35 protein-coding genes and 3 tRNA genes are annotated in these 23,596 nt (G+C 49.3%); all 38 read left to right on the top strand.

Annotated features, from left to right (window positions below; genetic code table 11):
• Positions 1 to 8 precede the first annotated feature (8 nt).
• The 38 genes from CVT49_03215 to CVT49_03030 all read left to right on the top strand — a co-directional run bounded on the left by CVT49_03215 (position 9) and on the right by CVT49_03030 (position 23,276).
• On the top strand, positions 9 to 377 hold the full coding sequence (locus CVT49_03215) for a 50S ribosomal protein L14 (GenBank protein ID PKK84597.1): 369 nt from the start codon (positions 9 to 11) through the stop codon (positions 375 to 377).
• A gap of 10 nt (positions 378 to 387) precedes the next feature.
• Positions 388 to 729, top strand: coding sequence for a 50S ribosomal protein L24 (locus CVT49_03210; protein PKK84596.1), 342 nt, complete (start codon positions 388 to 390; stop codon positions 727 to 729).
• A 10-nt stretch (positions 730 to 739) separates the two neighbouring features.
• Positions 740 to 1,279 carry a 50S ribosomal protein L5 gene (locus tag CVT49_03205; GenBank protein PKK84595.1) on the top strand — a complete coding sequence of 180 codons (540 nt, stop codon included), beginning with the start codon at positions 740 to 742 and terminating at the stop codon, positions 1,277 to 1,279.
• Positions 1,280 to 1,287: 8 nt separating this feature from the next.
• Complete coding sequence (locus CVT49_03200; protein PKK84594.1) at positions 1,288 to 1,473, top strand: type Z 30S ribosomal protein S14; 186 nt, start codon at positions 1,288 to 1,290, stop codon at positions 1,471 to 1,473.
• A gap of 24 nt (positions 1,474 to 1,497) precedes the next feature.
• The gene (locus CVT49_03195; GenBank protein ID PKK84593.1) at positions 1,498 to 1,899 is read left to right on the top strand and encodes a 30S ribosomal protein S8; all 402 of its coding nucleotides are present in this window, start codon (positions 1,498 to 1,500) and stop codon (positions 1,897 to 1,899) included.
• 14 nt (positions 1,900 to 1,913) lie between these two features.
• Entirely contained in the window at positions 1,914 to 2,456 is a 543-nt protein-coding gene (locus CVT49_03190) for a 50S ribosomal protein L6 (protein ID PKK84592.1), read from the top strand.
• A gap of 12 nt (positions 2,457 to 2,468) precedes the next feature.
• A complete protein-coding gene (locus CVT49_03185) occupies positions 2,469 to 2,834 on the top strand; it encodes a 50S ribosomal protein L18 (protein ID PKK84614.1) in 366 nt (121 codons plus the stop codon).
• A gap of 35 nt (positions 2,835 to 2,869) precedes the next feature.
• Positions 2,870 to 3,340 carry a 30S ribosomal protein S5 gene (locus CVT49_03180; GenBank protein ID PKK84591.1) on the top strand — a complete coding sequence of 157 codons (471 nt, stop codon included), beginning with the start codon at positions 2,870 to 2,872 and terminating at the stop codon, positions 3,338 to 3,340.
• A gap of 24 nt (positions 3,341 to 3,364) precedes the next feature.
• A complete protein-coding gene (locus CVT49_03175; protein PKK84590.1) occupies positions 3,365 to 3,550 on the top strand; it encodes a 50S ribosomal protein L30 in 186 nt (61 codons plus the stop codon).
• Entirely contained in the window at positions 3,550 to 3,996 is a 447-nt protein-coding gene (locus tag CVT49_03170; GenBank protein ID PKK84589.1) for a 50S ribosomal protein L15, read from the top strand. The genes CVT49_03175 and CVT49_03170 overlap by 1 nt, the downstream gene beginning before the upstream one ends.
• Positions 3,996 to 5,303, top strand: a complete 1,308-nt coding sequence (locus CVT49_03165) for a preprotein translocase subunit SecY (GenBank protein ID PKK84588.1) — start codon at positions 3,996 to 3,998, stop codon at positions 5,301 to 5,303. The genes CVT49_03170 and CVT49_03165 overlap by 1 nt, the downstream gene beginning before the upstream one ends.
• On the top strand, positions 5,303 to 5,950 hold the full coding sequence (locus tag CVT49_03160; protein PKK84587.1) for an adenylate kinase: 648 nt from the start codon (positions 5,303 to 5,305) through the stop codon (positions 5,948 to 5,950). The genes CVT49_03165 and CVT49_03160 overlap by 1 nt, the downstream gene beginning before the upstream one ends.
• Positions 5,951 to 5,955: 5 nt before the next feature.
• Positions 5,956 to 6,702 carry a type I methionyl aminopeptidase gene (gene map / locus CVT49_03155; GenBank protein ID PKK84586.1) on the top strand — a complete coding sequence of 249 codons (747 nt, stop codon included), beginning with the start codon at positions 5,956 to 5,958 and terminating at the stop codon, positions 6,700 to 6,702.
• Positions 6,703 to 6,709: 7 nt separating this feature from the next.
• On the top strand, positions 6,710 to 6,928 hold the full coding sequence (locus tag CVT49_03150; protein PKK84585.1) for a translation initiation factor IF-1: 219 nt from the start codon (positions 6,710 to 6,712) through the stop codon (positions 6,926 to 6,928).
• Positions 6,929 to 6,957: 29 nt separating this feature from the next.
• Positions 6,958 to 7,074, top strand: coding sequence for a 50S ribosomal protein L36 (locus tag CVT49_03145; protein ID PKK84584.1), 117 nt, complete (start codon positions 6,958 to 6,960; stop codon positions 7,072 to 7,074).
• Between the two features lie 25 nt (positions 7,075 to 7,099).
• Positions 7,100 to 7,483, top strand: coding sequence for a 30S ribosomal protein S13 (locus CVT49_03140; GenBank protein ID PKK84583.1), 384 nt, complete (start codon positions 7,100 to 7,102; stop codon positions 7,481 to 7,483).
• Between the two features lie 18 nt (positions 7,484 to 7,501).
• Positions 7,502 to 7,900, top strand: a complete 399-nt coding sequence (locus CVT49_03135) for a 30S ribosomal protein S11 (GenBank protein PKK84582.1) — start codon at positions 7,502 to 7,504, stop codon at positions 7,898 to 7,900.
• 46 nt (positions 7,901 to 7,946) lie between these two features.
• Positions 7,947 to 8,576 carry a 30S ribosomal protein S4 gene (locus CVT49_03130; GenBank protein PKK84581.1) on the top strand — a complete coding sequence of 210 codons (630 nt, stop codon included), beginning with the start codon at positions 7,947 to 7,949 and terminating at the stop codon, positions 8,574 to 8,576.
• Positions 8,577 to 8,610: 34 nt separating this feature from the next.
• On the top strand, positions 8,611 to 9,591 hold the full coding sequence (locus CVT49_03125) for a DNA-directed RNA polymerase subunit alpha (GenBank protein PKK84580.1): 981 nt from the start codon (positions 8,611 to 8,613) through the stop codon (positions 9,589 to 9,591).
• Positions 9,592 to 9,600: 9 nt separating this feature from the next.
• Positions 9,601 to 10,032, top strand: a complete 432-nt coding sequence (locus CVT49_03120; GenBank protein PKK84579.1) for a 50S ribosomal protein L17 — start codon at positions 9,601 to 9,603, stop codon at positions 10,030 to 10,032.
• Between the two features lie 276 nt (positions 10,033 to 10,308).
• Positions 10,309 to 10,644 (top strand): hypothetical protein, encoded by a 336-nt coding sequence (locus CVT49_03115; GenBank protein PKK84578.1) that lies wholly within the window; start codon positions 10,309 to 10,311, stop codon positions 10,642 to 10,644.
• Positions 10,645 to 10,739: 95 nt separating this feature from the next.
• Positions 10,740 to 11,390 (top strand): acyl-phosphate glycerol 3-phosphate acyltransferase, encoded by a 651-nt coding sequence (gene plsY / locus CVT49_03110; GenBank protein PKK84577.1) that lies wholly within the window; start codon positions 10,740 to 10,742, stop codon positions 11,388 to 11,390.
• Positions 11,383 to 12,393, top strand: coding sequence for a glycerol-3-phosphate dehydrogenase (gene gpsA / locus CVT49_03105; protein ID PKK84576.1), 1,011 nt, complete (start codon positions 11,383 to 11,385; stop codon positions 12,391 to 12,393). Before plsY ends, gpsA begins: the two co-directional genes overlap by 8 nt.
• 17 nt (positions 12,394 to 12,410) lie before the next feature.
• Entirely contained in the window at positions 12,411 to 12,776 is a 366-nt protein-coding gene (locus tag CVT49_03100; protein PKK84575.1) for a MerR family transcriptional regulator, read from the top strand.
• A 26-nt stretch (positions 12,777 to 12,802) separates the two neighbouring features.
• Positions 12,803 to 12,880, top strand: a tRNA-Pro gene (locus CVT49_03095).
• A gap of 79 nt (positions 12,881 to 12,959) precedes the next feature.
• Positions 12,960 to 13,553, top strand: coding sequence for a DUF4145 domain-containing protein (locus CVT49_03090; GenBank protein ID PKK84574.1), 594 nt, complete (start codon positions 12,960 to 12,962; stop codon positions 13,551 to 13,553).
• Between the two features lie 16 nt (positions 13,554 to 13,569).
• Positions 13,570 to 14,262: a hypothetical protein gene (locus tag CVT49_03085; GenBank protein PKK84573.1), complete on the top strand. Its 693-nt coding sequence runs from the start codon at positions 13,570 to 13,572 to the stop codon at positions 14,260 to 14,262.
• 107 nt (positions 14,263 to 14,369) lie between these two features.
• Entirely contained in the window at positions 14,370 to 15,119 is a 750-nt protein-coding gene (locus CVT49_03080) for a 5'/3'-nucleotidase SurE (GenBank protein PKK84572.1), read from the top strand.
• Positions 15,120 to 15,184: 65 nt separating this feature from the next.
• Positions 15,185 to 15,258: transfer RNA gene (locus CVT49_03075), tRNA-Pro, on the top strand.
• 57 nt (positions 15,259 to 15,315) lie between these two features.
• Positions 15,316 to 15,807 (top strand): TIGR00725 family protein, encoded by a 492-nt coding sequence (locus tag CVT49_03070; protein ID PKK84571.1) that lies wholly within the window; start codon positions 15,316 to 15,318, stop codon positions 15,805 to 15,807.
• On the top strand, positions 15,804 to 16,091 hold the full coding sequence (locus CVT49_03065) for an acylphosphatase (protein ID PKK84570.1): 288 nt from the start codon (positions 15,804 to 15,806) through the stop codon (positions 16,089 to 16,091). Before CVT49_03070 ends, CVT49_03065 begins: the two co-directional genes overlap by 4 nt.
• On the top strand, positions 16,085 to 16,615 hold the full coding sequence (locus CVT49_03060) for an adenine phosphoribosyltransferase (protein PKK84569.1): 531 nt from the start codon (positions 16,085 to 16,087) through the stop codon (positions 16,613 to 16,615). Before CVT49_03065 ends, CVT49_03060 begins: the two co-directional genes overlap by 7 nt.
• 7 nt (positions 16,616 to 16,622) lie before the next feature.
• Positions 16,623 to 16,695: transfer RNA gene (locus CVT49_03055), tRNA-Arg, on the top strand.
• A 324-nt stretch (positions 16,696 to 17,019) separates the two neighbouring features.
• Entirely contained in the window at positions 17,020 to 18,327 is a 1,308-nt protein-coding gene (locus CVT49_03050) for a hypothetical protein (GenBank protein PKK84568.1), read from the top strand.
• A gap of 122 nt (positions 18,328 to 18,449) precedes the next feature.
• Entirely contained in the window at positions 18,450 to 19,121 is a 672-nt protein-coding gene (locus CVT49_03045) for a hypothetical protein (GenBank protein ID PKK84567.1), read from the top strand.
• A 9-nt stretch (positions 19,122 to 19,130) separates the two neighbouring features.
• Complete coding sequence (locus CVT49_03040; protein ID PKK84566.1) at positions 19,131 to 21,254, top strand: glycoside hydrolase; 2,124 nt, start codon at positions 19,131 to 19,133, stop codon at positions 21,252 to 21,254.
• 19 nt (positions 21,255 to 21,273) lie between these two features.
• On the top strand, positions 21,274 to 21,675 hold the full coding sequence (locus CVT49_03035; protein ID PKK84565.1) for a hypothetical protein: 402 nt from the start codon (positions 21,274 to 21,276) through the stop codon (positions 21,673 to 21,675).
• A gap of 662 nt (positions 21,676 to 22,337) precedes the next feature.
• Positions 22,338 to 23,276 (top strand): hypothetical protein, encoded by a 939-nt coding sequence (locus tag CVT49_03030; GenBank protein ID PKK84564.1) that lies wholly within the window; start codon positions 22,338 to 22,340, stop codon positions 23,274 to 23,276.
• Positions 23,277 to 23,596 lie beyond the last annotated feature (320 nt).

Genomic DNA, 23,596 nt, shown 5'->3' with positions numbered 1-23,596 from the left:
GTAAGAAGATGATACAGGAAGAAACAGATTTAATTGTCGCCGACAATTCCGGCGCGCGAAGAGCGCGGTGTTTTCGTATTCTTGGCGGTACGAGCCGAAGATATGCCCGGCTGGGTGATATTATTGTCGTCGCCGTGAAGGATGCCATTCCCGGCGGTACGGTCAAAAAATCGGAGATCTGCAAGGCTGTCGTGGTGAGAACCAAGTCTGAAACCAGGCGACGCGACGGTTCCGTTATCAGATTTTCCGATAATGCCGCCGTTATTATAAATGATCAGAAAGAACCGCGGGGAACCCGTATTTTCGGCCCGGTGGCCAGAGAACTCAGAGAGAAACAATTTATGAAAATTATCTCTCTGGCCCCAGAGGTTTTATAGAGGTGTTGAAATGAGAATTAGAAAAGGTGATACGGTCGTCATACGACGGGGCAAGTATCGGAGCCAGGAGGCCGGGAAATACAAAACCGGCAAGGTGCTGCACGTGTTTACCGACAGCGATCGTTTGATTGTCGAAAGCGTCAACATGATCTCCCGTCACACGCGCCCCTCTCAGAAGAACCCCAAGGGCGGCATCGTCAAGAAGGAATCCCCGATTCAACGGGCCAACGTGGCACTGTTCTGCAAAAGCTGCGCGGCTCCGACCAAGATTGGCTTCAAGGTCCTGGATGAATCTGACGGCTCCAAAAAGAAAATCCGGATTTGCCGTAAATGCGGCGAAGAGATATCATAGGTGATGGTATATGGCTAGACTGAAAAATACGTATTTAGAGACCATTGTTCCCAAGTTGATGAAGGAGAATAATTACTCCTCGATCATGGAGGTTCCGCGGCTGACCAAGATTACCATCAATATTGGTATGGGCGAGGCCATCGGGAATCCGAAAGCGCTTGACGCGGCCATGGAGGATCTGACCAAGATCACCGGGCAGAAGCCGGTTTTCACCAAGGCGAAAAAGTCGATCTCCAATTTTAAGTTGAGAGAGGGAGCCAGAATCGGCGTCATGGTGACGCTGCGCCGGGAGAAAATGTATGAATTTCTGGATCGCCTTATGAATGTCTCGATTCCGCGAATCAGGGACTTCAGGGGAATCTCGGCCAAGTCGTTTGACGGACGAGGAAATTTCAACATGGGCATCCGGGAGCAGCTTATTTTTCCCGAGATAGATTATGATAAAATCGATAAAATTCGCGGTATGAATATATCGATAACAACGACGGCTAAGAATGATGATGAATGCCGCCAGCTGTTGACCGAGCTGGGCATGCCGTTTAGGAAATAGGAGTTAATGTGGCCAAGAAGTGTCTGGTAGAAAAACAAAGGCGCACGCCTAAATTCAAAGTCCGGAAGTACAGCCGTTGCCGCCGCTGCGGAAGATCTCGGGCCTTTATGAGAAGATTTGGTCTGTGCCGCATTTGCTTTAGAGAAATGGCTCTGGCCGGGGAAATTCCTGGTGTTGTAAAGGCCAGTTGGTAAAGATATTGACAGGAGAATTTGGTAATGTCGATGACCGATCCGATTTCTGATATGCTAACCAGAATCAGGAATGCATCCAAAGCCAAGATGAAGGCTGTGAATGTTCCCGCCTCGAATATAAAATTGGAGGTTGCCAAGATCCTTAAAAATGAAAATTTCATTAAGGATATTTTGGAGATTCCGGATAAACGGCAGGGTATCTTGAGATTATATCTTAAATATAGCCGCGATGATGCCCCCATTATTAGGGGCCTGAAAAGAATTTCCCGCCCCGGTTTGAGAAAATACTATAACCTTGAAGATTTGAAAAAAATCAGACGAACCAAGGTTGGCATCACAATCGTCTCCACCTCGCAGGGAATCATGACCGACGGTGAGGCGTTGAAGAAAAATGTGGGCGGCGAAGCCCTCTGTAATGTCTGGTAAGCGGAGTTACTATTATGTCGAAAATTGGAAAATTACCGGTTAAGATTCCCAAAGGTGTGACGGTGCAGGTGACGGATTCGCATGTTGATGCGTCTGGACCCAAAGGCAAGCTGACCCAGGCGATCCATAAGGATATCACCGTGAAGGTGGATGAAGGCTTGATCGTGGTCACCCGTCCTACCGATCTCAAACCCCACCGGGCCCTGCACGGCCTGACCCGGGCTTTGATTCAGAATATGGTTGTCGGCGTCTCCGAGGGATACAAGATCCAACTGGAAATGGTTGGTGTCGGCTACCGTGGCGAAATGAAAGGCAAACTGCTGGAATTGAGTCTGGGTTTTTCTCATCCGATTCTGGTCCGGCCGCCCGATGATGTGAAAGTGGAAGTCATTCCGAAAGAAAATAAAATAATCATCACCGGCCCTGACAAACAACTGGTCGGCCAGACGGCGGCTCTAATTCGTAAGTTCCGGCCGCCGGAGCCGTACAAGGGCAAGGGTATCAAGTATGTCGGCGAGAAAATCCGCCGCAAAGCCGGAAAAGCAGCCGGTAAGTAAGGATTGATGGATATGAGTACTATAAACAAATCTATCAGACGGGCCAAACGCAAGGCCAGAGTCAGGGGAAAAATATTCGGCACGGCCGGAAGACCGCGTCTGACGGTTACCAAAACATTGAAGAACATGTATGCCCAGGTCGTCGATGATGAAAAGATGATCACTCTTGCCGCGGCCTCGAGTTCGGCCAAGTCGATCCGCGATAAAATCGGCAAAAAGAACAAAACTGAAATTGCCGGTATTATTGGCGAAGAGATCGCCAGGGTCGCACAGGAGAAAGGCATCAAGGCAGTCGCTTTTGACCGGAACGGAAATGTCTATCATGGCCGGGTAAAAGCGCTTGCTGAAGCTGCGCGTAAATCAGGGTTGGATTTTTAAAAAATAAATGAGGTAGACTCTTGGCTAGAACGGAAATGGAAAGCCTCGATTTCGAGGAAAAAGTAATCAATGTCAATCGTGTGGCCAAAGTGGTCAAGGGCGGGCGCCGTTTTAGTTTTACCGCCCTGGTCGCCGTGGGCAAGAAGAACGGGCGTGTCGGGATCGGAACCGGCAAGGCCAAAGAAGTTGCCGACGCCATCAGAAAAGCCACCGATGCGGCTCACAAATCTATGGTGAAGGTCGCAGTGACTGAGGAAGGTACAATTCCTCACATGGTCCTTGGAAGATACGGTGCCTCTACCGTGGTTTTGAGACCGGCCTCCCCCGGTACCGGTGTTATCGCCGGCGGGGCGGTGCGAGCCGTCATGGAGTCGGCCGGTATTCAGGACATTCTGACCAAGGCTCTTGGCAGCCGCAATCCGCATAATGTTGTCAAGGCCACCATGAATGGATTGTTGAGTCTTCGCTCGAAAGAGGAACAGGAAAAATATCGGACCGAAGGTTGATGATTCGGTTTATAGAGGTTGAACATGGCTAAGTTGAAGATTACCCAGGTGCGGAGTGCCATTGATCGCAATGCGAAACAGAAAAAGACTGTCATTGCCTTGGGATTAGGTAAACTGCACAGAACAGTGATTCATAACGATACCCCGCAAATTCGCGGAATGATTCAGGCAGTCAGACATCTGGTTGAATATGAGAAGGTGGAAGAGTGATGGCACGGTTAGAATTATCAGACATGCAGCCAGCGCCGGGGGCGCATAAGAAGCGCCGGAGATACGGGCGCGGAACCGGCAGCGGCCGCGGTAAAACCGCCGGCCGGGGCCACAAGGGACAAAAAGCGCGTTCCGGCGGAAATATCAAGGCCTGGATGGAAGGCGGTCAGATGCCGATCCAGAGGCGAATTCCCAAACGCGGCTTTACTAACCGGTTCAGGGAAGAATATCAGGAAGTTAATATCTCGGCGCTGAGTAAATGTCGTCCGGGTGAAGTTACTCCTGACACCTTAAAGGAGTTGGGGATTATCAAGTCAACACGTCTGCCTGTCAAAATTCTTGGCATGGGAAAACTCGAGACCGCATTGCAGGTCAAGGCGGCGGCTTTTTCAAAGTCCGCTATCGAGAAAATCCGAGAGGCCGGCGGTAACACAGAGGTAGTATAGTGTTAGGTACTTTCCAGTCTATATTCAAGGTCGAGGAACTCAGGAGACGGATTCTGTTTACCTTGGGAATCCTTATCGTCTACCGGATCGGCGGCCATGTTCCCACTCCCGGTGTCGACGGCTCAATGCTGACGGAATTGCTTTCGGGCGATACCATTTTCGGTCTCCTGGACCTGTTTGCGGGGGGGGCGTTCTTAAAAGCCACTATTTTCGCACTGGGCATTATGCCGTACATCTCGGCGTCGATTATGCTCCAGTTGCTTGGCGCCGTCGTCCCTTATCTGCAAAGGCTCCAGAAGGAAGGTGAAGAGGGGCGTCGCAAGATCACCCAGTATACGCGTTACCTGACCGTTATCATTTCCGCCCTGCAGGCCTTCGGAACCGCTCAGTTCCTTTATTCGCTTGAAGGACCGGCCGGCAAGGTCGTCTATATGCCGTACGCTCAGTTTATCGGGATCACTATGCTGACTTTCACCTGCGGAACTATTTTCATCATGTGGCTCGGTGAAAAGATCACCGAACGGGGCATCGGCAACGGGATTTCGCTGATTATCTTTATCGGTATTGTCGCGCGATTCCCCGATGCCGTTATCGAAGAGGTCCAGTACCTTTTTGCCGGGACCCGCTCCATCGTCACCGAATTTATTCTGGTCATGCTGATGCTGATGGTTATCGCCGCTGTTATTCTTGTTACCAGGGCTCAGCGAAAGGTTCCGGTCCAGTACCCCAAACGAATTATCGGCCGGAAAGTATATGGCGGCGCCACCACCCATCTGCCGCTCTCGGTTAACTCAGCCGGCGTTATCCCGATCATCTTCGCCCAGTCGATCATGTTCCTGCCGGCGACCGTCCAGCAGTTGTTTCCCAATGCCGAGTGGATCTCGAATATCGTTACCGACTGGCTGGCTCCGGGCGATGCGGTTTACAGCATTGTCTATGGTTTGATTATTGTCTTTTTTGCATATTTCTACACCGCGATCGTTTTCAATCCGATCGATATCGCTGACAATATGCGGAAAAACGGCGGTTTCGTTCCCGGAATTCGTCCCGGAAAACGGACGGCCGAACATATAGAAAGAATTTTAACCCGTATCACCCTTCCCGGCGCCATATTTTTCGCGGCCATCGCCATCCTGCCGTGGATCCTGATGTCGCGTGTCGGGGTCAACTATTTCTTCGGTGGTACCGGGTTGCTGATTGTGGTTGGTGTGGCGCTCGATACCCTCCAGCAGATCGAATCTCATCTGCTTATGCGTCACTATGAAGGGTTTATGAAAAAAGGCAAAATTCGAGGGAGATCGTACTGATGAACTTTATCTTCTTGGGTCCGCCCGGATCCGGCAAAGGCACACAGGCAAAGCGGATATGCCGCGAGCTGAATATTCTGCATCTTTCGACCGGTGACGTTCTGCGCGAAAATGTCAAGAGCGGCACCCAGCTCGGCCTTCAGGCCAAAAAATTCATGGAAGCGGGTGACCTCGTTCCCGACCAGGTTATTGTGGGGATGATCGAAGATAAATTGAAAAACGGCGAACTCGATAACGGCTTCATCCTGGATGGTTTTCCCAGGACGGTGCCGCAGGCCGAAGCGCTGAAGAAGATGTTTGCAAAGAATGATAAATCGATTGACCGGGCCGTCCTTCTCGATGTTACCGACCGGGAAGTTATCAAGCGGCTGTCAGGACGTTTTTACTGCCCGACCTGCAATGCCGGATACAATTACCCGGCCCAGATGCCCAAAGTCGAGGGAGTATGTGACCATGACGGCTCCAAACTTCTGCGCCGGCCCGATGATGAAGAGGATGTCGTTCGTAACCGGCTGGAAGTCTATAAAAAACAGACCGAACCTATTGTCGATTTCTATCGCAAAGAGTCGGTCCTGACCGAAGTGCCGGCGGAGGGAAACATCGATGATATTTTTAAGGCATTGCTCAGGATAACAAGAGAGTTTTAGTTAGAGTGATCGTATTAAAGACAGATGCCCAGATCAAAATAATGCGTAAAGCGGGAAAGATTGTTGCAGAGACACTGAAGATGATAGGCGAGAAGATTCAACCCGAGATTACAACTGCTGATCTTGACCGGATGGCCGAAGAATATATTTTATCCCTGGGGGCAAAACCGGCTTTCAAGGGATATCGCGGCTTTCCGGCCACCCTGTGCGTCTCTATCGACGAGGAAGTGGTGCACGGTATTCCGGGCAGCCGCCGCCTGGTCGAGGGACAGATCGTTTCGATCGACCTGGGTTGTATTGTCAACGGCTTTTATGGCGACACGGCGGCGACATTCCCGGTGGGTGAAATTTCCGAAGAAAAAAGGAAACTTCTTGACACCACCAGACGTTCTTTGGAAGTCGGGATCTCGCAGGTCAGGGCCGGGGTTAAGCTCGGCAAGGTTTCGTCCGCCATACAGAAATGCGTCGAAGCCGACGGATTCTCGGTCGTCAGGGATATGGTCGGCCATGGAATCGGCAAGAATCTGCATGAAGACCCGCAGGTGCCGCACTTCGGCCCGGCCGAAGCCGGCCCGATTCTTAAGACAGGGATGGTTCTGGCCATCGAACCGATGGTGAACGCCGGAGGTTATCAGGTGTTGCAGAAGGCCGACGGCTGGACGATTGTAACCGCCGATGGATCCGCTTCGGCACATTTTGAGCACTCGGTGGCCGTCACCGAAAACGGCGCCGACATTTTGACAAAATTATAAGGAGCAGATGCCTAAAGAAGATACAATACAGGTGGAAGGCAAGGTACTGGAGCCGCTGCCCAATGCGATGTTCAAAGTCGAACTGGACAACGGTCACGTGGTGCTGGCCCATATATCGGGTAAAATGAGAATGCACTTTATCAAGATTCTGCCCGGCGATCGGGTGACACTGGAATTGTCGCCGTACGACCTGAGCCGCGGCCGGATCATTTATAGATACAAATGATTTAAGGTTCGCCTGGAAGGTGGTTAATTATGAAGGTTGGCTCATCGATTAAAAAAAGATGTGAGCACTGCAAGATTATCAAGCGTAATGGTGTCTTGAGAGTGATTTGCAGCAAGAACCCAAGTCATAAGCAGAGACAGGGCTAAGAAGTTTTAAGATTAGGAGGTTATTTTGGCGCGCATTGCCGGAGTAGATTTACCCAAGGACAAACGAATTGAAATCGGTTTGACCTATATTTTCGGAATTGGCCGGACATCATCCCAGAGAATTCTTAATTTGACTGGCATAAGTCCGGATACCCGAGTCCGCAAGCTTTCTGAAGAGGAAGTGGCCAAGCTCCGGAAAGTCATCGAGAATGAGTTTAAGGTTGAAGGTGCCTTACGCGGTGAAGTCAACATGAATATCAAACGCCTGATCGACATCGGATCCTATCGCGGTCTCAGGCATCGGCGCGGCCTGCCTTTGCGCGGCCAGCGCACGAAGACCAATGCCCGGACCCGCAAAGGTCCAAAACGCACCGTCGCCGGTAAGAAAAAGGCACCGTCAGCTAAGTAATATAGATGAGGAAATACCGTGGTTGAACAGAAAAAGAAAAGCCCCAAAGGCAAGAAAAAACTCGGCAAAATAGAAAGCGCCGGAGTTGCCCATATCAAGGCAACCTTCAATAATACCGTCGTGACGATTACCGATTCGATCGGACGGACCGTGGCTTGGGCGTCGGCCGGAACCGTCGGTTTCAAGGGTTCCAAGAAATCGACTCCATTCGCGGCCCAGATGGCCGCCAAGGCCACCGCCGTCGAGGCAATGGATCTGGGTATGAGAAAGGTTGAAGTTTGGGTTAAAGGGCCGGGTGCCGGTCGCGAGGCTGCCATTCGATCCCTGTCGGCGTCCGGGCTGGAAATTACCGCCCTTAAGGACGTGACGCCGATTCCGCATAATGGCTGCCGGCCTCCGAAAAGGCGCCGGGTCTGATTGTTTTTTAACATAGAAATAAATGTGAGTTATTAATAGGAGAAACATGGCTCGATATCGTGACGCAAACTGCAAACTCTGCCGCCGCGAAGGCGAAAAGCTTTTCCTGAAGGGACATCGCTGCGTGACGGATAAATGCGCGTTTGAAAAAAGAGCATACGCACCGGGACAGCACGGACAACGGATGCGGTACAAAGTTTCCGACTACGGAAAACAGCTTCGGGAAAAGCAGAAAGTCAGAAGAGTGTACGGAGTTCTGGAAAACCAGTTCCGTAACTATTTTGCCAAGGCCGAGAGAACCAAAGGCATCACCGGTGAAACCCTGCTGCAAATGCTTGAGTGCCGCTTCGATAATATCGTCTATCGGTTGGGGTTCGCCCCCTCCCGCAAGGCGGCCCGGCAACTGGTTCGCCACCGTCATTTTGTCATCAACGGTCAGATCGTTGATATCCCTTCGTACCAGGTGAGACCGAAGGACGTTATCAAGGTTCGCGATAAATCCAAGAATCTTGATATTATTCACGCCGCTTTAAAAGAGTTTGCGCAGACCGATGAAATCGCCTGGCTGCGCTTAAACAAGGCCGCATTGGAAGGGGAGCTTCTTGAAGTTCCATCAAGGGAACATATTCCAGTCGCTGCCAATGAACAGTTAATCGTTGAGCTCTACTCGAAGTAGAAAACGTTCAGCCTAGTCGGGGAGGCTTAATTATATGAAGTGGAAACCACTGCAGATGCCAAAGGAGATCGTTTCCGATCAGTCTTCGGCAACCGAGAATTATTCAAGGTTTATTATTGAACCTCTGGAGAGGGGTTTCGGCAATACCCTGGGCAATGCTTTGCGCCGGGTCCTGCTGTCATCCATTCAGGGTGCTTCGGTTACATCCATCAGGATCGACGGCGCCCTGCACGAGTTCACAACCCTTGAGGATGTGTACGAAGATGTTACGGATATCGTTCTCAATGTGAAGAGAATCCGTGTCAAAATGCATGCCGACGAGATGAGAACGCTTACTTTCAAAACCGCGAAAAAAGGCAAAATCACGGCCGGTATGTTCAATGTTGATTCCGAGGTCGAAATCCTCAATCCGGATCTGCATATAGTCGAGCTGGTCAACGATCGCGAGTTCACCATGGAACTGGATATCGATTCCGGAAGAAGCTATGTCGTGGCCGAGCAGAATAAACGGCCCGATGCTCCCGTGGGAACGATTTTTGTCGACGCCCTTTACTCGCCGGTGGTCAAAGTCAACTACGAAGTGGAAAATACGCGTGTCGGCCAGCGAACCGATTATGACCGCTTGATTCTTGAAATCACCACTGATGGCTCTATTACTCCGGAAGATTCCCTTTCATTCGCCGCCAAAATTCTCAAGGATCATCTGCAGTTGTTTATTCATATGGACGAGGATATCCAGATCGAGGAAGTGGAAGAGGAAGACGAGGAGACCGTTCGCATCAGGCAACTGTTGCAGACGCGTGTCGATGAACTCGAATTATCCGTCCGTTCTTCCAACTGTCTCCGGGCCGCCAATATCCAGACGCTGTCCGATCTGGTCGGCAAAACGGAGTCGGAGATGCTTAAATACCGTAATTTCGGGCGTAAATCCCTGAATGAATTAAATGCCATCCTTGATGAATTAAATTTGTCTTTTGGAATGGATATATCGAAATTTTTGGAAAAGAAGTCTTAGAGGAAAGAAATGCGACATCAGATAAAGGTAAGGAAACTAAGCCGGCCGAAAGCGCACCGCGATGCCTTGCTGGCCAACATGGCCACATCGCTTTTCGACAATCGCACCATTTATACCACCGAAGCCAAGGCCAAGGAACTAAGAAAGGTCGCCGATCGATTGATAAGCACGGCCAAGAAAGACACCTTAGCGGCCCGTCGTCAGGTGGCCCGCACCGTCAAGGACAAGAAAGTGCTTCAGAAATTGTTCGCGGAAATAATACCGCAATTCAAGGACCGTGAGTCCGGGTTCACACGCCTTCTGCGCGTCGGCTTCAGGCGCGGTGATGCCGCGATGGTATCCATCGTGGAACTGCTCACCGAAAAGCCGAAAATCGACAAGGAAAAAGAGAAGGCGATGAAAGAGAAAAAAGAAAAGAAGGCCGCCAAAGCCCGAAAATGATCTCGCCCTGATTCATCATTGTCGCATAAATCCAAGAGCCCGCCGTCGGCGGGCTTTTTTTTATTATTCCATGCCCGAGTTTATTTTATTGCCATGATCGCCGTCTTTTGATATTTTTAATAATTCTTAAAGCAATATTTTATAAAGGCTTTTCATTTGGCTGAATAATAATATCTTAACTCATAATAAGCCCCGACCTCGGATAGTCGGCTGATTGGAAAGGAGTCCTCAATGCCCTAGTTGTCAAATCAGAAAGGCGCTATGTCACGCGGATGCATGGTAGCGCTGATCGTTGTTGGTATCATCGTTGTGCTCGTCGCGGCCTCGATGGTTGTCTGCTATGTTTATCGGGATGATATCGTCAAAATCGGTCTTACCAAATTGGCCGAAACGGTGGCGGCCGAAGCCAAAAAAGATTTGCCGGCCGATATGACCGCCGAGGATGTCGATAAGGCCGTGGAAGATTTTCAAAAGGCTTTTGATGAAAAGAAGATCGACACCGAAGAAATTCAGAGCCTGTCGCTTATGTTTCAGGACATTATGAAGGACCAGGTAGTGGACAGCACCGAGGCCCGCATGTTTGTCGAAGAAATCAGAAAAGCGGCTGAATAAAGGCATCGCCAGGGCGCCGCTTTGGCGGCCATTTAAATAGTTGAATATTAGCTTGATATAAAATAGCTTATATTTTATACTTAAAGTTATCGTTTATGTATGATCTAATCGCCATTGCGGGCGGATATGTTCTCGGGTCGATTCCGTTCGCTTTAATCATTACCCGGATGTTCGGGATCAAAGATATTCGCAAGGTAGGTTCGGGCAATATCGGCGCCACCAATGCCTGGCGCGCCGCCGGACCGGTCGCCGGAATCCTGGTTTCAATCGGCGACATCGGCAAAGGTGTTCTGGCCGTTATTCTGGCATCATTGATGCCCCAAAGCGCCCTTGATTTGGCCAATCTTAAATTAATCGCCGGCATCGCGGCCGTTTTCGGTCATGTCTTTCCGTTGTTTCTTCGTTTTCGCGGAGGTAAAGGTGTCAACACCGCTCTGGGCGTAATGATTATGATACTCCCCATCGAGACTTTAATTGCCCTGGCCGGCTTTATTATCACGGTCGCCATCAGCCGCTATATCTCGCTCGGCTCGGTCCTGGCCTCGGTTTTCTTCTTTGCTGCCGTTCTGATTTCATATATTTTCAAACTGCACGAGATGCCGTTGCTTTACTTGATCATCAGCGCTCTTTTGATGCTTCTCATAATTATCACTCATCGCTCCAATATTTCACGACTCCTGTCGGGCGGCGAGAACAAATTTGATTTTCACTCGAGGTATAATACCGAGAGGGCCGACCATGTCTGAGCAAATAGCCGTTTTGGGCGCCGGAAGCTGGGGCATCGCAGTTGCCAATCTGCTCCACGCCAATGGACACAAAATAAAACTCTGGGAATTCAACAAAGCCGACTGCGAATACCTGATTGAGAAACGGACCCTCGAGAAAAAACTTCCCGGCATCGACATCCCGAGGGAAATAGACATCACCAACAACCTTGAAGAAGCCATCCATAACGCCGCCGATATCGTCATGGCCATCCCGGCCCAGAGAGTGCGGTCGGTCTGTGATGGGCTAAACAAAATAGGGTTATCGAAGGCCGGCATCATCAACCTGGCCAAGGGTGTCGAGATAGGAACGCTGTTGCGAATGTCGGAAGTCATCTGCAGCACAATCGATGGCGTCGCGATGGATCGCATCGCCACTCTTTCCGGGCCGAGCCATGCCGAGGAAGTCGCCCGCGGTGTCCCGACCAGTGTCGTGGCCGCCTCGGTCAGTAATGATTTCGCCGTTAAAATTCAGGAGTTGTTCAATAATATAACTTTTCGCGTTTACCGCTCCACCGACCTGATCGGCGTCGAGCTGGGCGGGTCGCTCAAGAATGTGATCGCCATCGGTTCCGGAATAACGCAGGGGCTCGGTTTCGGCGACAACACCACCGGCGCCTTGCTTACTCGCGGCCTGGCCGAGATCACCCGCATGGGTGTCAAAGCGGGAGCCGATCCGCTGACCTTCGCCGGTCTCTCCGGAATCGGCGACCTTGTCACCACCTGCATTTCGCGCCACTCGCGCAACCGCTATGTCGGCGACCGTATCGGCAAAGGGGAGAAGCTGACCGACATCCTGAACAGCATGGTCATGGTGGCCGAGGGTGTCGATACCTGCCGCTCGGCCAATGCCATGGCCGACAAATTCGATGTCGATATGCCGATCACCCGGCAGGTTTATAAAGTGTTATTCGAAGACAAACCACCGGCCCGGGCCCTGACCGACCTGATGGGGCGCACCCTTAAGGAAGAAATCTGGAGTTAGACTATAGAGGTTTTTTTATGCCGCCACGTAAAAAGAAAACCGAGGAGAAGCTTTACTACTCGATCAGCGAAGTGGCCCGAATCACCCGCCTCGAGCCGTATGTCCTTCGCTTCTGGGAGAAAGAGTTCCCGATGCTCAAACCGCGCAAAAACCGCGGGGGCAACCGGATTTACCAGAAAAGCGACATCGAGATGGTCAACCGGATCAAACATCTTCTCTACAAGGAAAATTACACCATCGAGGGCGCCCGCAATCGGCTGAAAAGTATCAAACCTACCCCCGAGAAAAAAGAGCTGGCCGAGACCGGGAAATTTCGGACGGTGGTGGGTGATATTCGCAAGGATATCGAGGACCTGCTGAAACTTTTCCCTTGCCTTTTCTGACGGAAAGTTTAGATTGTGCCAGTGATCGGGGCGTAGCGCAGCTTGGTTAGCGCACTCGCTTGGGGTGCGAGAGGCCGGCAGTTCAAATCTGCTCGCCCCGACCATAAAAATCAAGAAATTGTTATGAATCTAAATAATAAAATTCTAGAGAAGTTTGAAATCCTATTATTGGAAGGTGGGGAATTGTCATCGAATTTCCGGGATGACAATTATGATTTTTCCATAAGATGTCATAAATGGATGGTTGAATCGCTGCATTTAATTAAGATATCTTGCTCCGAAAATAGCGATCATTATAGACAGGCCAAGTACTTCAACTCCGAATATAGAGGAACGGAACGGAGACATTTATTTGATGGATTATTGGGTACTCTGGGCGCGGCAAAAACCGATTTTGAACATGGAATGTTTTTTGATGTCAGGCGATTTGTCAGAGCAGAACTTTTGGATGATTTCTTGTCCCAAGCTGAATATTTGTTAAATGAGGAATACCATTGTGCTGCAGCCTCTCTTGCCGGTGCAGTTTTGGAAGATACATTAAGGAAACTCTGCGATAAGAATAATATTGAGTATGAAAAGAAAACAAGAATTGACGCCTTAAATATCTCGTTGGCCCAAAAGGAAATTTACGATAAGACAACCCAGAAACGAATTACGCTTTATGCTGATATAAGAAATAACGCCGATCATGGACATTTCGGCAAAGTCAAGAATGAAGATGTTGATGATATGATCAAATGGCTCACCAGATTCATCGATGAGCATATGAGAACCTGATATTTATTCTCTTTAAATGATCAGCCCAGAAATCAATTCTTCGCCCCAAAAAGTCCTCATCCTCGTTCCGGCCTATAATGCCGGGAAATATCTGGTTGAGCTGACCGCTCGAATCCGCAAAGCGGCCCCTGAAACCGATCTGTTGATTATCAATGACGGCTCCACCGATAATTCCGCCGAAATCCTGACTTCGCTCAGCGTCACTCATTTGACCAACGACCCCAACCGGGGGAAAGGGGCCACCCTCCAGCGCGGTTTCGACTATGCCCTCGAGAAGGGCTATGATTACGTCCTGACGATTGACGCCGACCTCCAGCATCTTCCGGAAGAAATCCCCCGTTTTCTTGATTACCGCCCCTATGCTGATCTCTATATCGGCACGCGTGATCTGCGCTCGAAAGATATGCCGCCGCACCGGAAATTGAGCAATTATATTACCTCGCTGATTATCTCGATTTTCAGCGGCCGGAGGATTCGCGACAGCCAGACCGGCTACCGGATGATTTCCACTGAACTGATCAGGGCGCTTAAACAGTCCTATATCGGCTATATGTTCGAGTCGGAACAACTGTTTCTGGCCGGGAAGATGAATATCGATATCGCCGAAATCCCGATCTCGACCATTTATGAAGACTCGCCTTCGTTTATAAATCCGTTCATGGATTCGGCCCGCTTTGTCAAACTGATCTGGAAACGAATTTTCTGCTGATAATAGTTCCGATTTCCAATCAAATATTTTAATTATCGACTGTTGCAAAATAAAGGCAATATCTTATATTCCGGCTTCGGTATGGTTTATTATTATGGAGTTATGTCATGCTTATTTTGTTGACCAATGATGACGGTATTTATGCCGAGGGTTTGAACGCTCTCGAGATGGAAATCAAGCATTTTGCGGAGGTCCTCGTTGTCGCTCCTGACCGCGAGCAATCGGCCTCTTCGCATTCATTTACTCTTAATCGGCCGCTGAGGCTGCATCAACGCGGGCCGTACTGTTATTCATGCGACGGGACTCCAACCGACTGCGTCATGCTGGCCACCCACGGCATACTTAAAGACCGCCTGCCTGACCTGCTTATTTCCGGTATCAATCACGGCGCCAATATGGGCGAAGATGTTACTTATTCCGGAACGGTGGCGGCGGCTATCGAGGGCTCGATTCTGGGCATCAAGTCGCTGGCGGTCTCCAATACCGATGATGAAAATATCGGTTCCTATAAACCGGCGGCGGAATTTATCGCCAAATTCATTCAGCAGATGCATAAATTCAATCTTCCGATCGACACGTTTTTGAACATAAATTTCCCCAAATTGTCCGGGACAAAATTCGCCGAATACCGCTATACCAGACTGGGGAAGAGGGTCTATAACGACATTGTCATCGAGAAAACCGACCCGCGCGGCCGTAACTACTACTGGATTGCCGGGGATTCGGTCTGGAAAGATGTCGCCGGCTCCGATTTCGAGGCGGTCAGCCACGGCGCCGTTTCCATCTCGCCGCTGAAAGTCAATTTTTCGGACTTCGATTCGCTGGACGCCATGAAAAACGTAAACTTAAGGCTGTAAAGGCCATAATGGAATAAATAGCTTGACTTTGAATGACGATTATATATAATAGCTTATCATTAAATCGGGGCGTAGCGCAGTTTGGTAGCGCACTTGGTTCGGGACTAAGGGGTCGCTGGTTCAAATCCAGTCGCCCCGATTTAATTTCGGTGTGCAGAGAGAAAGTCAGCTCAGGATCCTCATATTTAATCTACCTATGAACAAAAAGAAGAAATCTTCAGAAGGGCCGGCTCCTTATATTGGCGTTATCGGGGCCGGGAAATGCTCGCGCAAAATGTGTCTGGACGCGCAGGAACTCGGCAAGGCAATCGCCCTGAGAGGCGGGATTCTTGTCTGCGGCGGTCTGGGCGGCGTCATGGAAGCCGCTTCCAAAGGGGCGCATGAAAACGGCGGGATAACCATCGGTATTCTCCCCGGAACCAGCCGCAAAGATGCCAATCCGTATCTGGATTATGCCATCCCCACCGGGCTTGGCGAAGGAAGGAATCTCCTGGTCGTCCGTTGCGCCGATATTGTGATTGCCATGCCCGGCAAATTCGGGACTCTTTCCGAAATGGCTTTTTGTATGCAGCTTGGCAAACCACTCTTGTCGTTGTCGGCCTGGAATATTTCGGAAAAAATCGAAAAATTCGAGAAACCTGTCGAAGCTGTCGAGCGGGCCTTTGAGATTCTGGAGTCGAAAAAATGACTTTTATCGGAGCCACGGCCAAAGTTCGTGGAGTTGTCCAGGGAGTCGGATTTCGCTACTGGTGTCTGCATCTGGCCAGAGATTACGGCCTTAATGGTTATGTGAGCAATATGCCCGACGGCTCGGTGGAGATGAAAGTGGAGGGTGATCGCGGAGTTGTGAATGATTTTCTTAAAGAAGTCCGGGTGGGGCCGACCTATGCCCATGTGACCGACCTTAAAGTCGATTGGTATGATACCCCGCAGGGCTTCGATGATTTTATTATAAGGCATGGAGAATATTAATGATTGATCTCAAAGCAGTTATCAGGTCCGTCCCCGATTTTCCCAAGAAGGGGATCGTTTTCAGGGATATAACAACGCTTCTCGCCGACCCCAAAGCCTTTAAGCAGGCGCTCGATTTGATGGAGAATTTCTGCCGTGAGAAAAAGGCGGCCAAAATCCTTGGAATAGAATCGCGCGGCTTTATTTTTGGTGGCGCCCTGGCCGATCGGCTTGGAGTCAGCTTTATTCCGGCCCGAAAATCTGGCAAACTTCCGGCCAAAACAATTCGTTGTGAATATGAACTGGAATATGGTACCGATGCGATCGAAATCCATGCCGACGCCGTCAGTGAGGGAGAAAACATCGTTCTGGTTGATGATCTGGTGGCCACCGGGGGAACCCTTGAGGCGGTCTGTAAACTGGTCGAAAAGGCTGGTGGAAAGGTGGCCGGGATTGCCGTTTTAATTGATTTGGCGTTCCTGCCATGGCGGGAAAAGATTGACAAATACGATGTTTTGAGTTTGATTAAATACGAGTCCGAGTAAAAAATATGCCCCCGTAGCTCAGGGGATAGAGCAGTGGTTTCCTAAACCATTGGTCGCAGGTTCAATTCCTGCCGGGGGTATTTTTTGATGAAATCATCTTTTCCACCTTTATTCTGAAAACATCTGCTATTTCCCTGCAATTATTGACTTTAATTCGCCAAATGTGCAAAAAGAATTTGACAGGACAGACAGGAGTAGTTATATTTTTCACTTTGATATTTGATAGGTTTATGCGTCTGTATAGAAAAGAATAACAATCCTTTGTGATGGGAGGATCTTATATTATGAAATTGTCGTTGTTTAAGGCTTCAATACTCTTTGCGTTAATTCTCGCAACGACAGCTTGTGGGCAGGAGCAGGGACTGAGCTTCAATTTTTTCGGTGGCGGAGCGCGCTCTGAGGGGATGGGTCAGGCCTTTTTGGCCGTTTCCGACGATGGCACAGCCGGCAGTTGGAACCCGGCCGGGCTTTATATACAGGAAAGAACCATGATGGTATTCAGTTACGGCTTCCTGATGCCGCGTGGAGAATTGTCATATTATATAGACAATGCTCTTTATGAGACATATTCTCACGGTGGCAGCTATGGGGCCATAAATTACTGGAATGTTTTGAGCCCGGTTCGTATCAAGGGGCATCATGTGGTCATGAATATGTCTTACGCCAGGAATTTCGACACATATTATAAATTCAGCGAAAACCTGTTTCGTGGCTGGATGGGCAATGAGCCCAATGCTTTTCTGGATAAACAGGGCGGCGTGAGCAGCATTAATTTATCCATGGGAACCAGGATTTATAAGCAGTTGTCTTTCGGTGTGGCCGGCAATCTCTATACCGGGCGCGTGGTAACCGAGGAAACCAGAAAATTCAGCCGGGACATCTATACATTTTACGGTAATGCCACTTATGCCAGCGATGTTCGGTCAATTGATTCGACCAGTTTCAGCGGCTTCAATACCACCATTGGATTCATGTATACGGGTGATGCTTTCAAGGTTGGCGCGGTTATAAAAACGCCATTTAATCTGAAAGGCGAATCCGATTCCACCCTTTATATGCTGTCGACCCGAAACGACATCGGTGTCGGCCAGGATGATTCCTGGGGAATCTTTCAAACCGATACGGTGTATGTCGACAATATGACATCACGTATGGAAATGCCGCTGGTCGTCGGTTTGGGCCTGTCTTATCAGGTCAATGACAATTGGCTTGCCGCGGGCGACATCGAGTATAGAAAATTCAGCGGTAAGAAGGTAAAGAATCTGGAGGCCCTCTTTATCACCCCCGGCGGCGATACCGAGGAAAGGTTCTATACCCGCGATCCGAATTGGAGTAATGTTATCCAATTTAGAATCGGAACCGAATACATTTTGAATACGGCGAAAGGGGATATCCCTCTGAGAGCCGGATTCCGTAACGAGGCTTTTCCCGAAGGAAATATTTCCGGTTATGAGGTCGTTTATGACGGCGCCAAAGGCAACCCGGTCAATGATTCGACCCGAATTTCCTATATTTTCAACTTTAATGATGAGCAGGTTAAAGGTTATAGTATCGCTTTCGGCACCGGTATCCACTGGTCGCAGATTTTGCTTGACCTCGCATATACTTATACTACCTACGATCAGTCGGTGCTGACCAGCGATAACGCTTTGAAATCAGAAAATAATTGGAAAAATCATCATTTGAATGTTACTTTTACCGGTTATTTCTAATCGTTATAATTTACGACGGGGCCGGCCATCGGCGGCCCCGTTTTTTTATCACCGGTGAGGAAATTGATTTGTCAAGCCGATAGATATCTAAAGTAGCTTAAGTCGGAAAAGAGAGAAGGACAATGCGGACGAAAGTCAAAATTACCAAGAAGCAGATGAAGCAGGATAAATTCACGAGTTTCATGCTCCTGGCCAAGGATTGGGTCCTTGAAAGCTGGCAGCAGCTGGCCATCGGTGTTGCCCTTGCGGTCGTCGTCGTGGTGGCGGTGGTCTATTTCGTGAATATGCAGAGCGCCAAGGGTCAGGAAGGGTCCATTCGTCTGTCCGCGGCCGTAGCCAACCTGAATCGCGGCAATTACCAGGAAGCCATTTTGGAGCTTGGCAATATCGCTGATGATTATAGCGGACGTATCGGTGGTATGGCGCAATTTTATCTGGCCAACGGGCACTATGAAAGCCGGAACTATGATCAGGCCATGGAAAATTACCAGATATATATCGATAAGTATCACATTGACAAGCTGACGACCTCTTCGGCTATTGCGGGAATTGCAGCCTGTCTTGAGAGTAAGCAGGAATTTCTGGCGGCCGGTGATAAATATGTCGAAGCTTTCGAATATTTTCCCGAATCTGCCAACGCGCCGGATTATTATGTCGGTGCGGTTCGTAACTATGTGGCCGGTAACGATCGTGAGAAAATGGAGAAAATTCTCGGTGAATTGGATCAACAGTTCCCGAATTCTGATTACTCACGAGCCGCTACCAGAATGGCCATGAGTCTGAGACTCAAATAAATTAATAACATGAGTGTGTCGGAGAAAAAAAGACTCAAAATCGCGATTCTCTGGCATATGCACCAGCCCTTCTATCTTAATCCTGATACCGAACGGTTCATGATGCCATGGGTTCGTCTGCATGGCCTTAAGGATTATCTCGATATGCCGCTCCTGGCCGAGAAGTACGGTATTAAGGCCACTTTCAATCTGGTGCCGTCGCTGCTTGATCAGATTGAGATGTACGGCCGGGGTTACACCGATCGACACATGGAACTCTCCCGCCTTCCGGCGCGTGAACTTAACTCGGCCGAGAAGAAAGAAATTCTCCGGACATTCTTTTCCGCCCAGCATGCCACCATGATAGAACCGCACGCCCGCTATCAACAGTTGTACCGCAAAAAGGAAGGCTGTGGCAATGACCTCAACCTTGCCGCCGAAATCTTCTCCGCTTCGGAATGGCGCGACCTGCAGGTCTGGTCGAACCTTGTCTGGATCGACCCCATGTTCCGTGACGAATACCCGGTCAATCATCTTTTCCGAAAGGGACGGGATTATACCGAAGAAGACAAGAGCCGGCTGCTCGATTATGAAATCGAGTTGCTGAAAAAAATTATCCCGACATATCAGAGATTGCTGGCCGAAAATAAAATCGATGTCTCCTTTACGCCATATTACCATCCCATTCTGCCACTTCTGATCGACACCGATACGGCCCGACAGGCCATTGCCGAAATCGAACTGCCGCGGATTCGGTTCAGCCACCCGGAAGATGCCCGCTGGCAAATAGAAAAATCATGCGAAAAATATCGGGCGCTGTTCGGCAGGGAGATGACGGGGATGTGGCCCTCGGAAGGCTCGGTGTCCGAAGCGGCGGTGAAAATTATCAATGAATCCGGTATCAAATGGATCGCCACCGATGAGGAAATCCTGCAGCATTCAAAAATGATGCCGTCGTCGATGAAAGCCTCCCCGTATTTCACCTATGAGTACGTCGGGGCCCCGGGAACCAGAATCTTTTTCCGGGATCACGGCCTGTCCGATAAAATCGGTTTCGTTTATTCCGGATGGGATGCCGAAAGAGCCGTCCTGGATTTTATCCAGAATCTGAAACTAATTCGTGACCAGCAGAAAGAACAACTGGATAATGTCATCATCCCGATTATTCTGGATGGCGAAAACGCCTGGGAATATTACCCGGGAGACGGTTATAAATTCCTGTCCCGGCTTTATGAGGAACTGGCGGCCTGCGACGACATCGAGGTGGTTTCCATGACCGCTGCCGCCGACAGTCTGAAATCGAAACCGCTGGAGTCATTGTTTGCCGGTTCCTGGATCAATCATAATTTTAGAATCTGGATCGGGCATGGTGAAGATAATCGGGCGTGGGATCTGGTATCCGAGGCCCGCCGTGTTCTTGTTGAATATCAGAAAACCGCTCCTGAAACCGACGCCGACAAAATTGCGCGCGCCTGGCGTCAAATTTATATCTCCGAAGGCTCCGACTGGTGCTGGTGGTTCGGCGATGATCATCTCGGAGCCCAGAATGCCGACTTCGATTTACTCTTCCGGGCTCATCTGGCGGCCGTCTATAAAATACTCGGTCTGGAGGTTCCGGTGTCACTCATGCAGCCGATTCATCGGGGGGAACTGGAATCATTCATATGCCTGCCCGAATCGCTCATCACACCGCGGCTTGACGGCCTGCTGACGCACTATTATGAATGGAGCGGCGCCGGCAGTTATGATTGCCTTAAAGCGGGCGGAGCCATGCATCGTGTGGATGTCTATATCAAAGGGATATACTTCGCCTTCGATCATGACAGCTTTTATATTCGGCTTGACTTTGACGATGATTTTGATTTAGTTGGCATTAACAAGTGCCAAATTGTAATTGATTTCAAGGATATCGGTCACAGGAAGATCGAATTGGAGGAGACGCCGCTCAGAGATATGGGTGATTTTGCCTTCTCCTTTAAGCGGGTTCTGGAAATCAAGTTCAATCGAAAGAGTCTTACCGGATCCGGCAGCGGCAAAATTCAGTTTTTTGTGGCGCTCTATTCCGGCGGTGAGTTGATTGAAAAATGGCCTTTTGATGAGCCGATTTCCCTTGAACTTCCTGAAAGAGATAAAGAAATCTTTTGGCAGGTTTAACTAATGGAGATAGAATACCATGGGTGAATCATTTTTTGACAGGGAAGAAGAAAAGACCGGCCATAGCGAAATTCCAAATCTCAATGGATCCGCCGGCCCGAAGCCCGGCGACTCGGGCTTTGAAACCGACCGGGCGCTTATTGCCGCCGTCCTCTCCTATATTCCGTTTTTGTGCCTGGTGCCGCTTCTCCAGATGCGTGATAATGAACAGGCCCGCTTTCACAGCCGACAGGGCTTGATTCTGTTTCTCATTGAGCTGCTGGCCGTCTTATTTCTGATACCGGGACTGTCCGGTATGATCTGGAAGACCATATTAATTCTGGCGCTCGGAACATCCGTTGCCGGGATTATATTTGGTATTCAGGGCAAGATGTACAGATTGCCGATTATTAGCGACATTGCCGAGAAAATGAAGCTCTGATTTTGTTCCGAAATTTCGTATGCTCGCGCCGCTGTAATTAAATCTTATTGAAATCGGAACGTCCCATCTGCAGATTTTATCCCTTTCGTCGTCATTCTAATAATTTCGTAACACATTATCTTTCATTGGATTGTCCATTCCAATACAAGATAATGAATAAAGATGTCAATAATACCATGTTAAATCGCTGTCCTGGTGCGGGTTGCGATGTTATAAAAAGATAATTCTTTCTAATTTTTGTGTTGACAACAGCTTATAAAAAAAAGTAGTATAAAAATACTATGGGTTGAATCCCATATTGTATAAAGAACAGTGTTCAGAAGACCGACAATTAGATTAGGCTTGTGCAATAACCGAACGAGGTATTTAAGCCATTGCCGAGTAAACGAATGACGCTGAGAAAGGGGGTTAAATATGGGATCTGTTCAAGACTTGTTGGATTTGCCTTATAGTTGACAGCCGGCCCTGGCTGAATTCAACCCGACGAAGTCTCCTGCCGGCTTCCTTGCAGGTCTTGTAAACAAATAGGATACATACAATTACAGGAAACTATGAATTTACTTTTTTACTTGCTGAAAATAATTTTGATTCATGCCCTATGGGCATCGTCATTGCAATTACCACCCTGTAAATATGCATACAAAACCAAGGGGTGGTAGAAAATGTCACGACAGAAACTGTTTAGAATCTTAATTATATGGGGTTGCCTGGTCGTCGCTACGGCGCTTCTGGGCAAAACGACCGTTGCCGCCGATAACGGCTCCGCCGCCGCCGATTTTCTCAATATCGGTGTCAGTGCCAGAGCCGCCGCCCTTGGCGGCGCTTATACCTCCGTCACCAATGATGCCACCGCGGCCTATTGGAATCCGGCCGGGCTGATGACACTGGAAGGGGCTCAGGCCGCTTTCTCGCATTTCGCCTGGTATCAGGATATAAACTATGAATATCTGGCCGTGGCCTATCCGGTCTCGGAAAGATGGACTCTCGGAACGAGCGCGTCTTATTTGAGCTATGGCTCAATTGATGGCTACAATGCTTTTGACGAGCCGACCGGTGAAGTAGCTTCGACCTATGATATGGCTGCCGGTATCTCGGCCGCCTATCTGGTTAAAGATAATTTTTCGCTCGGACTGACTGCCAAATATATCGTCGTCTCGCTGGCCGGACTGTCCGGATCGGCCCTGGCTGCCGATATCGGTGCCCGTTATGAAATGGATCGGTTTACGTTCGGGCTGGCGGCTGTTAATTTGGGGCAAAAAATCAAGTTCGATGAAGTCTCCGAGAAACTTCCTGCGGCCGTCCGGGTCGGCTTCAGTGTCAGACCCTATGGCTCATCGCTCCTGGCCTCGCTGGAGATGAACACACCGTTTTATGGAGATATTGCCATAAAAAACGGCTATGAATACTGCTTCCAGGAAAAGTATTTCGTACGGACCGGGTATGCCTTCATTCCGTCCCAGGATGGACGCGAATTCGGCCAAAGTTTGTCCTTTGGCGTCGGCGCCCTTCTTGGCCCGGCCCATTTCGACTACACCTTCTCGCCGTCCGAAAATTCAACTTCGGAAAGCATTCACCGTTTCTCTATAATAATGGACTTATAAACTCTCCGATAGATATTATATAAACTTGATCATAAAAGCGGCCGGAACCAGAGATTCCGGCCGTTTTTGCATTTTGCAACTCTTTTCGCAAGTAGTGCGCAATATCTTGCAGTTATTATGTCAACAGATTCAGTGAAAACGTATTGCACACCGCCCGGACGCTATCCTGATGAATTATTAATAATAGTATTTCTTCAGCGAGTATCTGTAACGATCTGTATCATAAGTACATACAAATACGGGACAGTAATAATCTTGCTTGGTTTGTAAATTTTCCCGCTTATTTCATTTCGGGCAGTCTATTTGCTCATATATGCACA

It is taken from the genome of candidate division Zixibacteria bacterium HGW-Zixibacteria-1 (assembly GCA_002838945.1).
Lineage (GTDB): Bacteria > Zixibacteria > MSB-5A5 > GN15 > PGXB01 > PGXB01.
This window is presented reverse-complemented; position numbering and strand designations above follow the sequence as displayed.

What these genes read in the sequence shown, in the direction of transcription:
- CVT49_03215 (PKK84597.1), top strand. Translation starts at nt 9, where the DNA reads ATGATACAGGAAGAAACAGATTTAATTGTCGCCGACAATTCCGGCGCG.
- CVT49_03210 (PKK84596.1), top strand. Translation starts at nt 388, where the DNA reads ATGAGAATTAGAAAAGGTGATACGGTCGTCATACGACGGGGCAAGTAT.
- CVT49_03205 (PKK84595.1), top strand. Translation starts at nt 740, where the DNA reads ATGGCTAGACTGAAAAATACGTATTTAGAGACCATTGTTCCCAAGTTG.
- CVT49_03195 (PKK84593.1), top strand. Translation starts at nt 1,498, where the DNA reads ATGTCGATGACCGATCCGATTTCTGATATGCTAACCAGAATCAGGAAT.
- CVT49_03190 (PKK84592.1), top strand. Translation starts at nt 1,914, where the DNA reads ATGTCGAAAATTGGAAAATTACCGGTTAAGATTCCCAAAGGTGTGACG.
- CVT49_03185 (PKK84614.1), top strand. Translation starts at nt 2,469, where the DNA reads ATGAGTACTATAAACAAATCTATCAGACGGGCCAAACGCAAGGCCAGA.
- CVT49_03180 (PKK84591.1), top strand. Translation starts at nt 2,870, where the DNA reads ATGGAAAGCCTCGATTTCGAGGAAAAAGTAATCAATGTCAATCGTGTG.
- CVT49_03175 (PKK84590.1), top strand. Translation starts at nt 3,365, where the DNA reads ATGGCTAAGTTGAAGATTACCCAGGTGCGGAGTGCCATTGATCGCAAT.
- CVT49_03170 (PKK84589.1), top strand. Translation starts at nt 3,550, where the DNA reads ATGGCACGGTTAGAATTATCAGACATGCAGCCAGCGCCGGGGGCGCAT.
- CVT49_03160 (PKK84587.1), top strand. Translation starts at nt 5,303, where the DNA reads ATGAACTTTATCTTCTTGGGTCCGCCCGGATCCGGCAAAGGCACACAG.
- CVT49_03150 (PKK84585.1), top strand. Translation starts at nt 6,710, where the DNA reads ATGCCTAAAGAAGATACAATACAGGTGGAAGGCAAGGTACTGGAGCCG.
- CVT49_03145 (PKK84584.1), top strand. Translation starts at nt 6,958, where the DNA reads ATGAAGGTTGGCTCATCGATTAAAAAAAGATGTGAGCACTGCAAGATT.
- CVT49_03130 (PKK84581.1), top strand. Translation starts at nt 7,947, where the DNA reads ATGGCTCGATATCGTGACGCAAACTGCAAACTCTGCCGCCGCGAAGGC.
- CVT49_03125 (PKK84580.1), top strand. Translation starts at nt 8,611, where the DNA reads ATGAAGTGGAAACCACTGCAGATGCCAAAGGAGATCGTTTCCGATCAG.
- CVT49_03120 (PKK84579.1), top strand. Translation starts at nt 9,601, where the DNA reads ATGCGACATCAGATAAAGGTAAGGAAACTAAGCCGGCCGAAAGCGCAC.
- CVT49_03115 (PKK84578.1), top strand. Translation starts at nt 10,309, where the DNA reads ATGGTAGCGCTGATCGTTGTTGGTATCATCGTTGTGCTCGTCGCGGCC.
- plsY (PKK84577.1), top strand. Translation starts at nt 10,740, where the DNA reads ATGTATGATCTAATCGCCATTGCGGGCGGATATGTTCTCGGGTCGATT.
- gpsA (PKK84576.1), top strand. Translation starts at nt 11,383, where the DNA reads ATGTCTGAGCAAATAGCCGTTTTGGGCGCCGGAAGCTGGGGCATCGCA.
- CVT49_03100 (PKK84575.1), top strand. Translation starts at nt 12,411, where the DNA reads ATGCCGCCACGTAAAAAGAAAACCGAGGAGAAGCTTTACTACTCGATC.
- CVT49_03085 (PKK84573.1), top strand. Translation starts at nt 13,570, where the DNA reads ATGATCAGCCCAGAAATCAATTCTTCGCCCCAAAAAGTCCTCATCCTC.
- CVT49_03080 (PKK84572.1), top strand. Translation starts at nt 14,370, where the DNA reads ATGCTTATTTTGTTGACCAATGATGACGGTATTTATGCCGAGGGTTTG.
- CVT49_03070 (PKK84571.1), top strand. Translation starts at nt 15,316, where the DNA reads ATGAACAAAAAGAAGAAATCTTCAGAAGGGCCGGCTCCTTATATTGGC.
- CVT49_03065 (PKK84570.1), top strand. Translation starts at nt 15,804, where the DNA reads ATGACTTTTATCGGAGCCACGGCCAAAGTTCGTGGAGTTGTCCAGGGA.
- CVT49_03050 (PKK84568.1), top strand. Translation starts at nt 17,020, where the DNA reads ATGGGTCAGGCCTTTTTGGCCGTTTCCGACGATGGCACAGCCGGCAGT.
- CVT49_03045 (PKK84567.1), top strand. Translation starts at nt 18,450, where the DNA reads ATGCGGACGAAAGTCAAAATTACCAAGAAGCAGATGAAGCAGGATAAA.
- CVT49_03040 (PKK84566.1), top strand. Translation starts at nt 19,131, where the DNA reads ATGAGTGTGTCGGAGAAAAAAAGACTCAAAATCGCGATTCTCTGGCAT.
- CVT49_03035 (PKK84565.1), top strand. Translation starts at nt 21,274, where the DNA reads ATGGGTGAATCATTTTTTGACAGGGAAGAAGAAAAGACCGGCCATAGC.
- CVT49_03030 (PKK84564.1), top strand. Translation starts at nt 22,338, where the DNA reads ATGTCACGACAGAAACTGTTTAGAATCTTAATTATATGGGGTTGCCTG.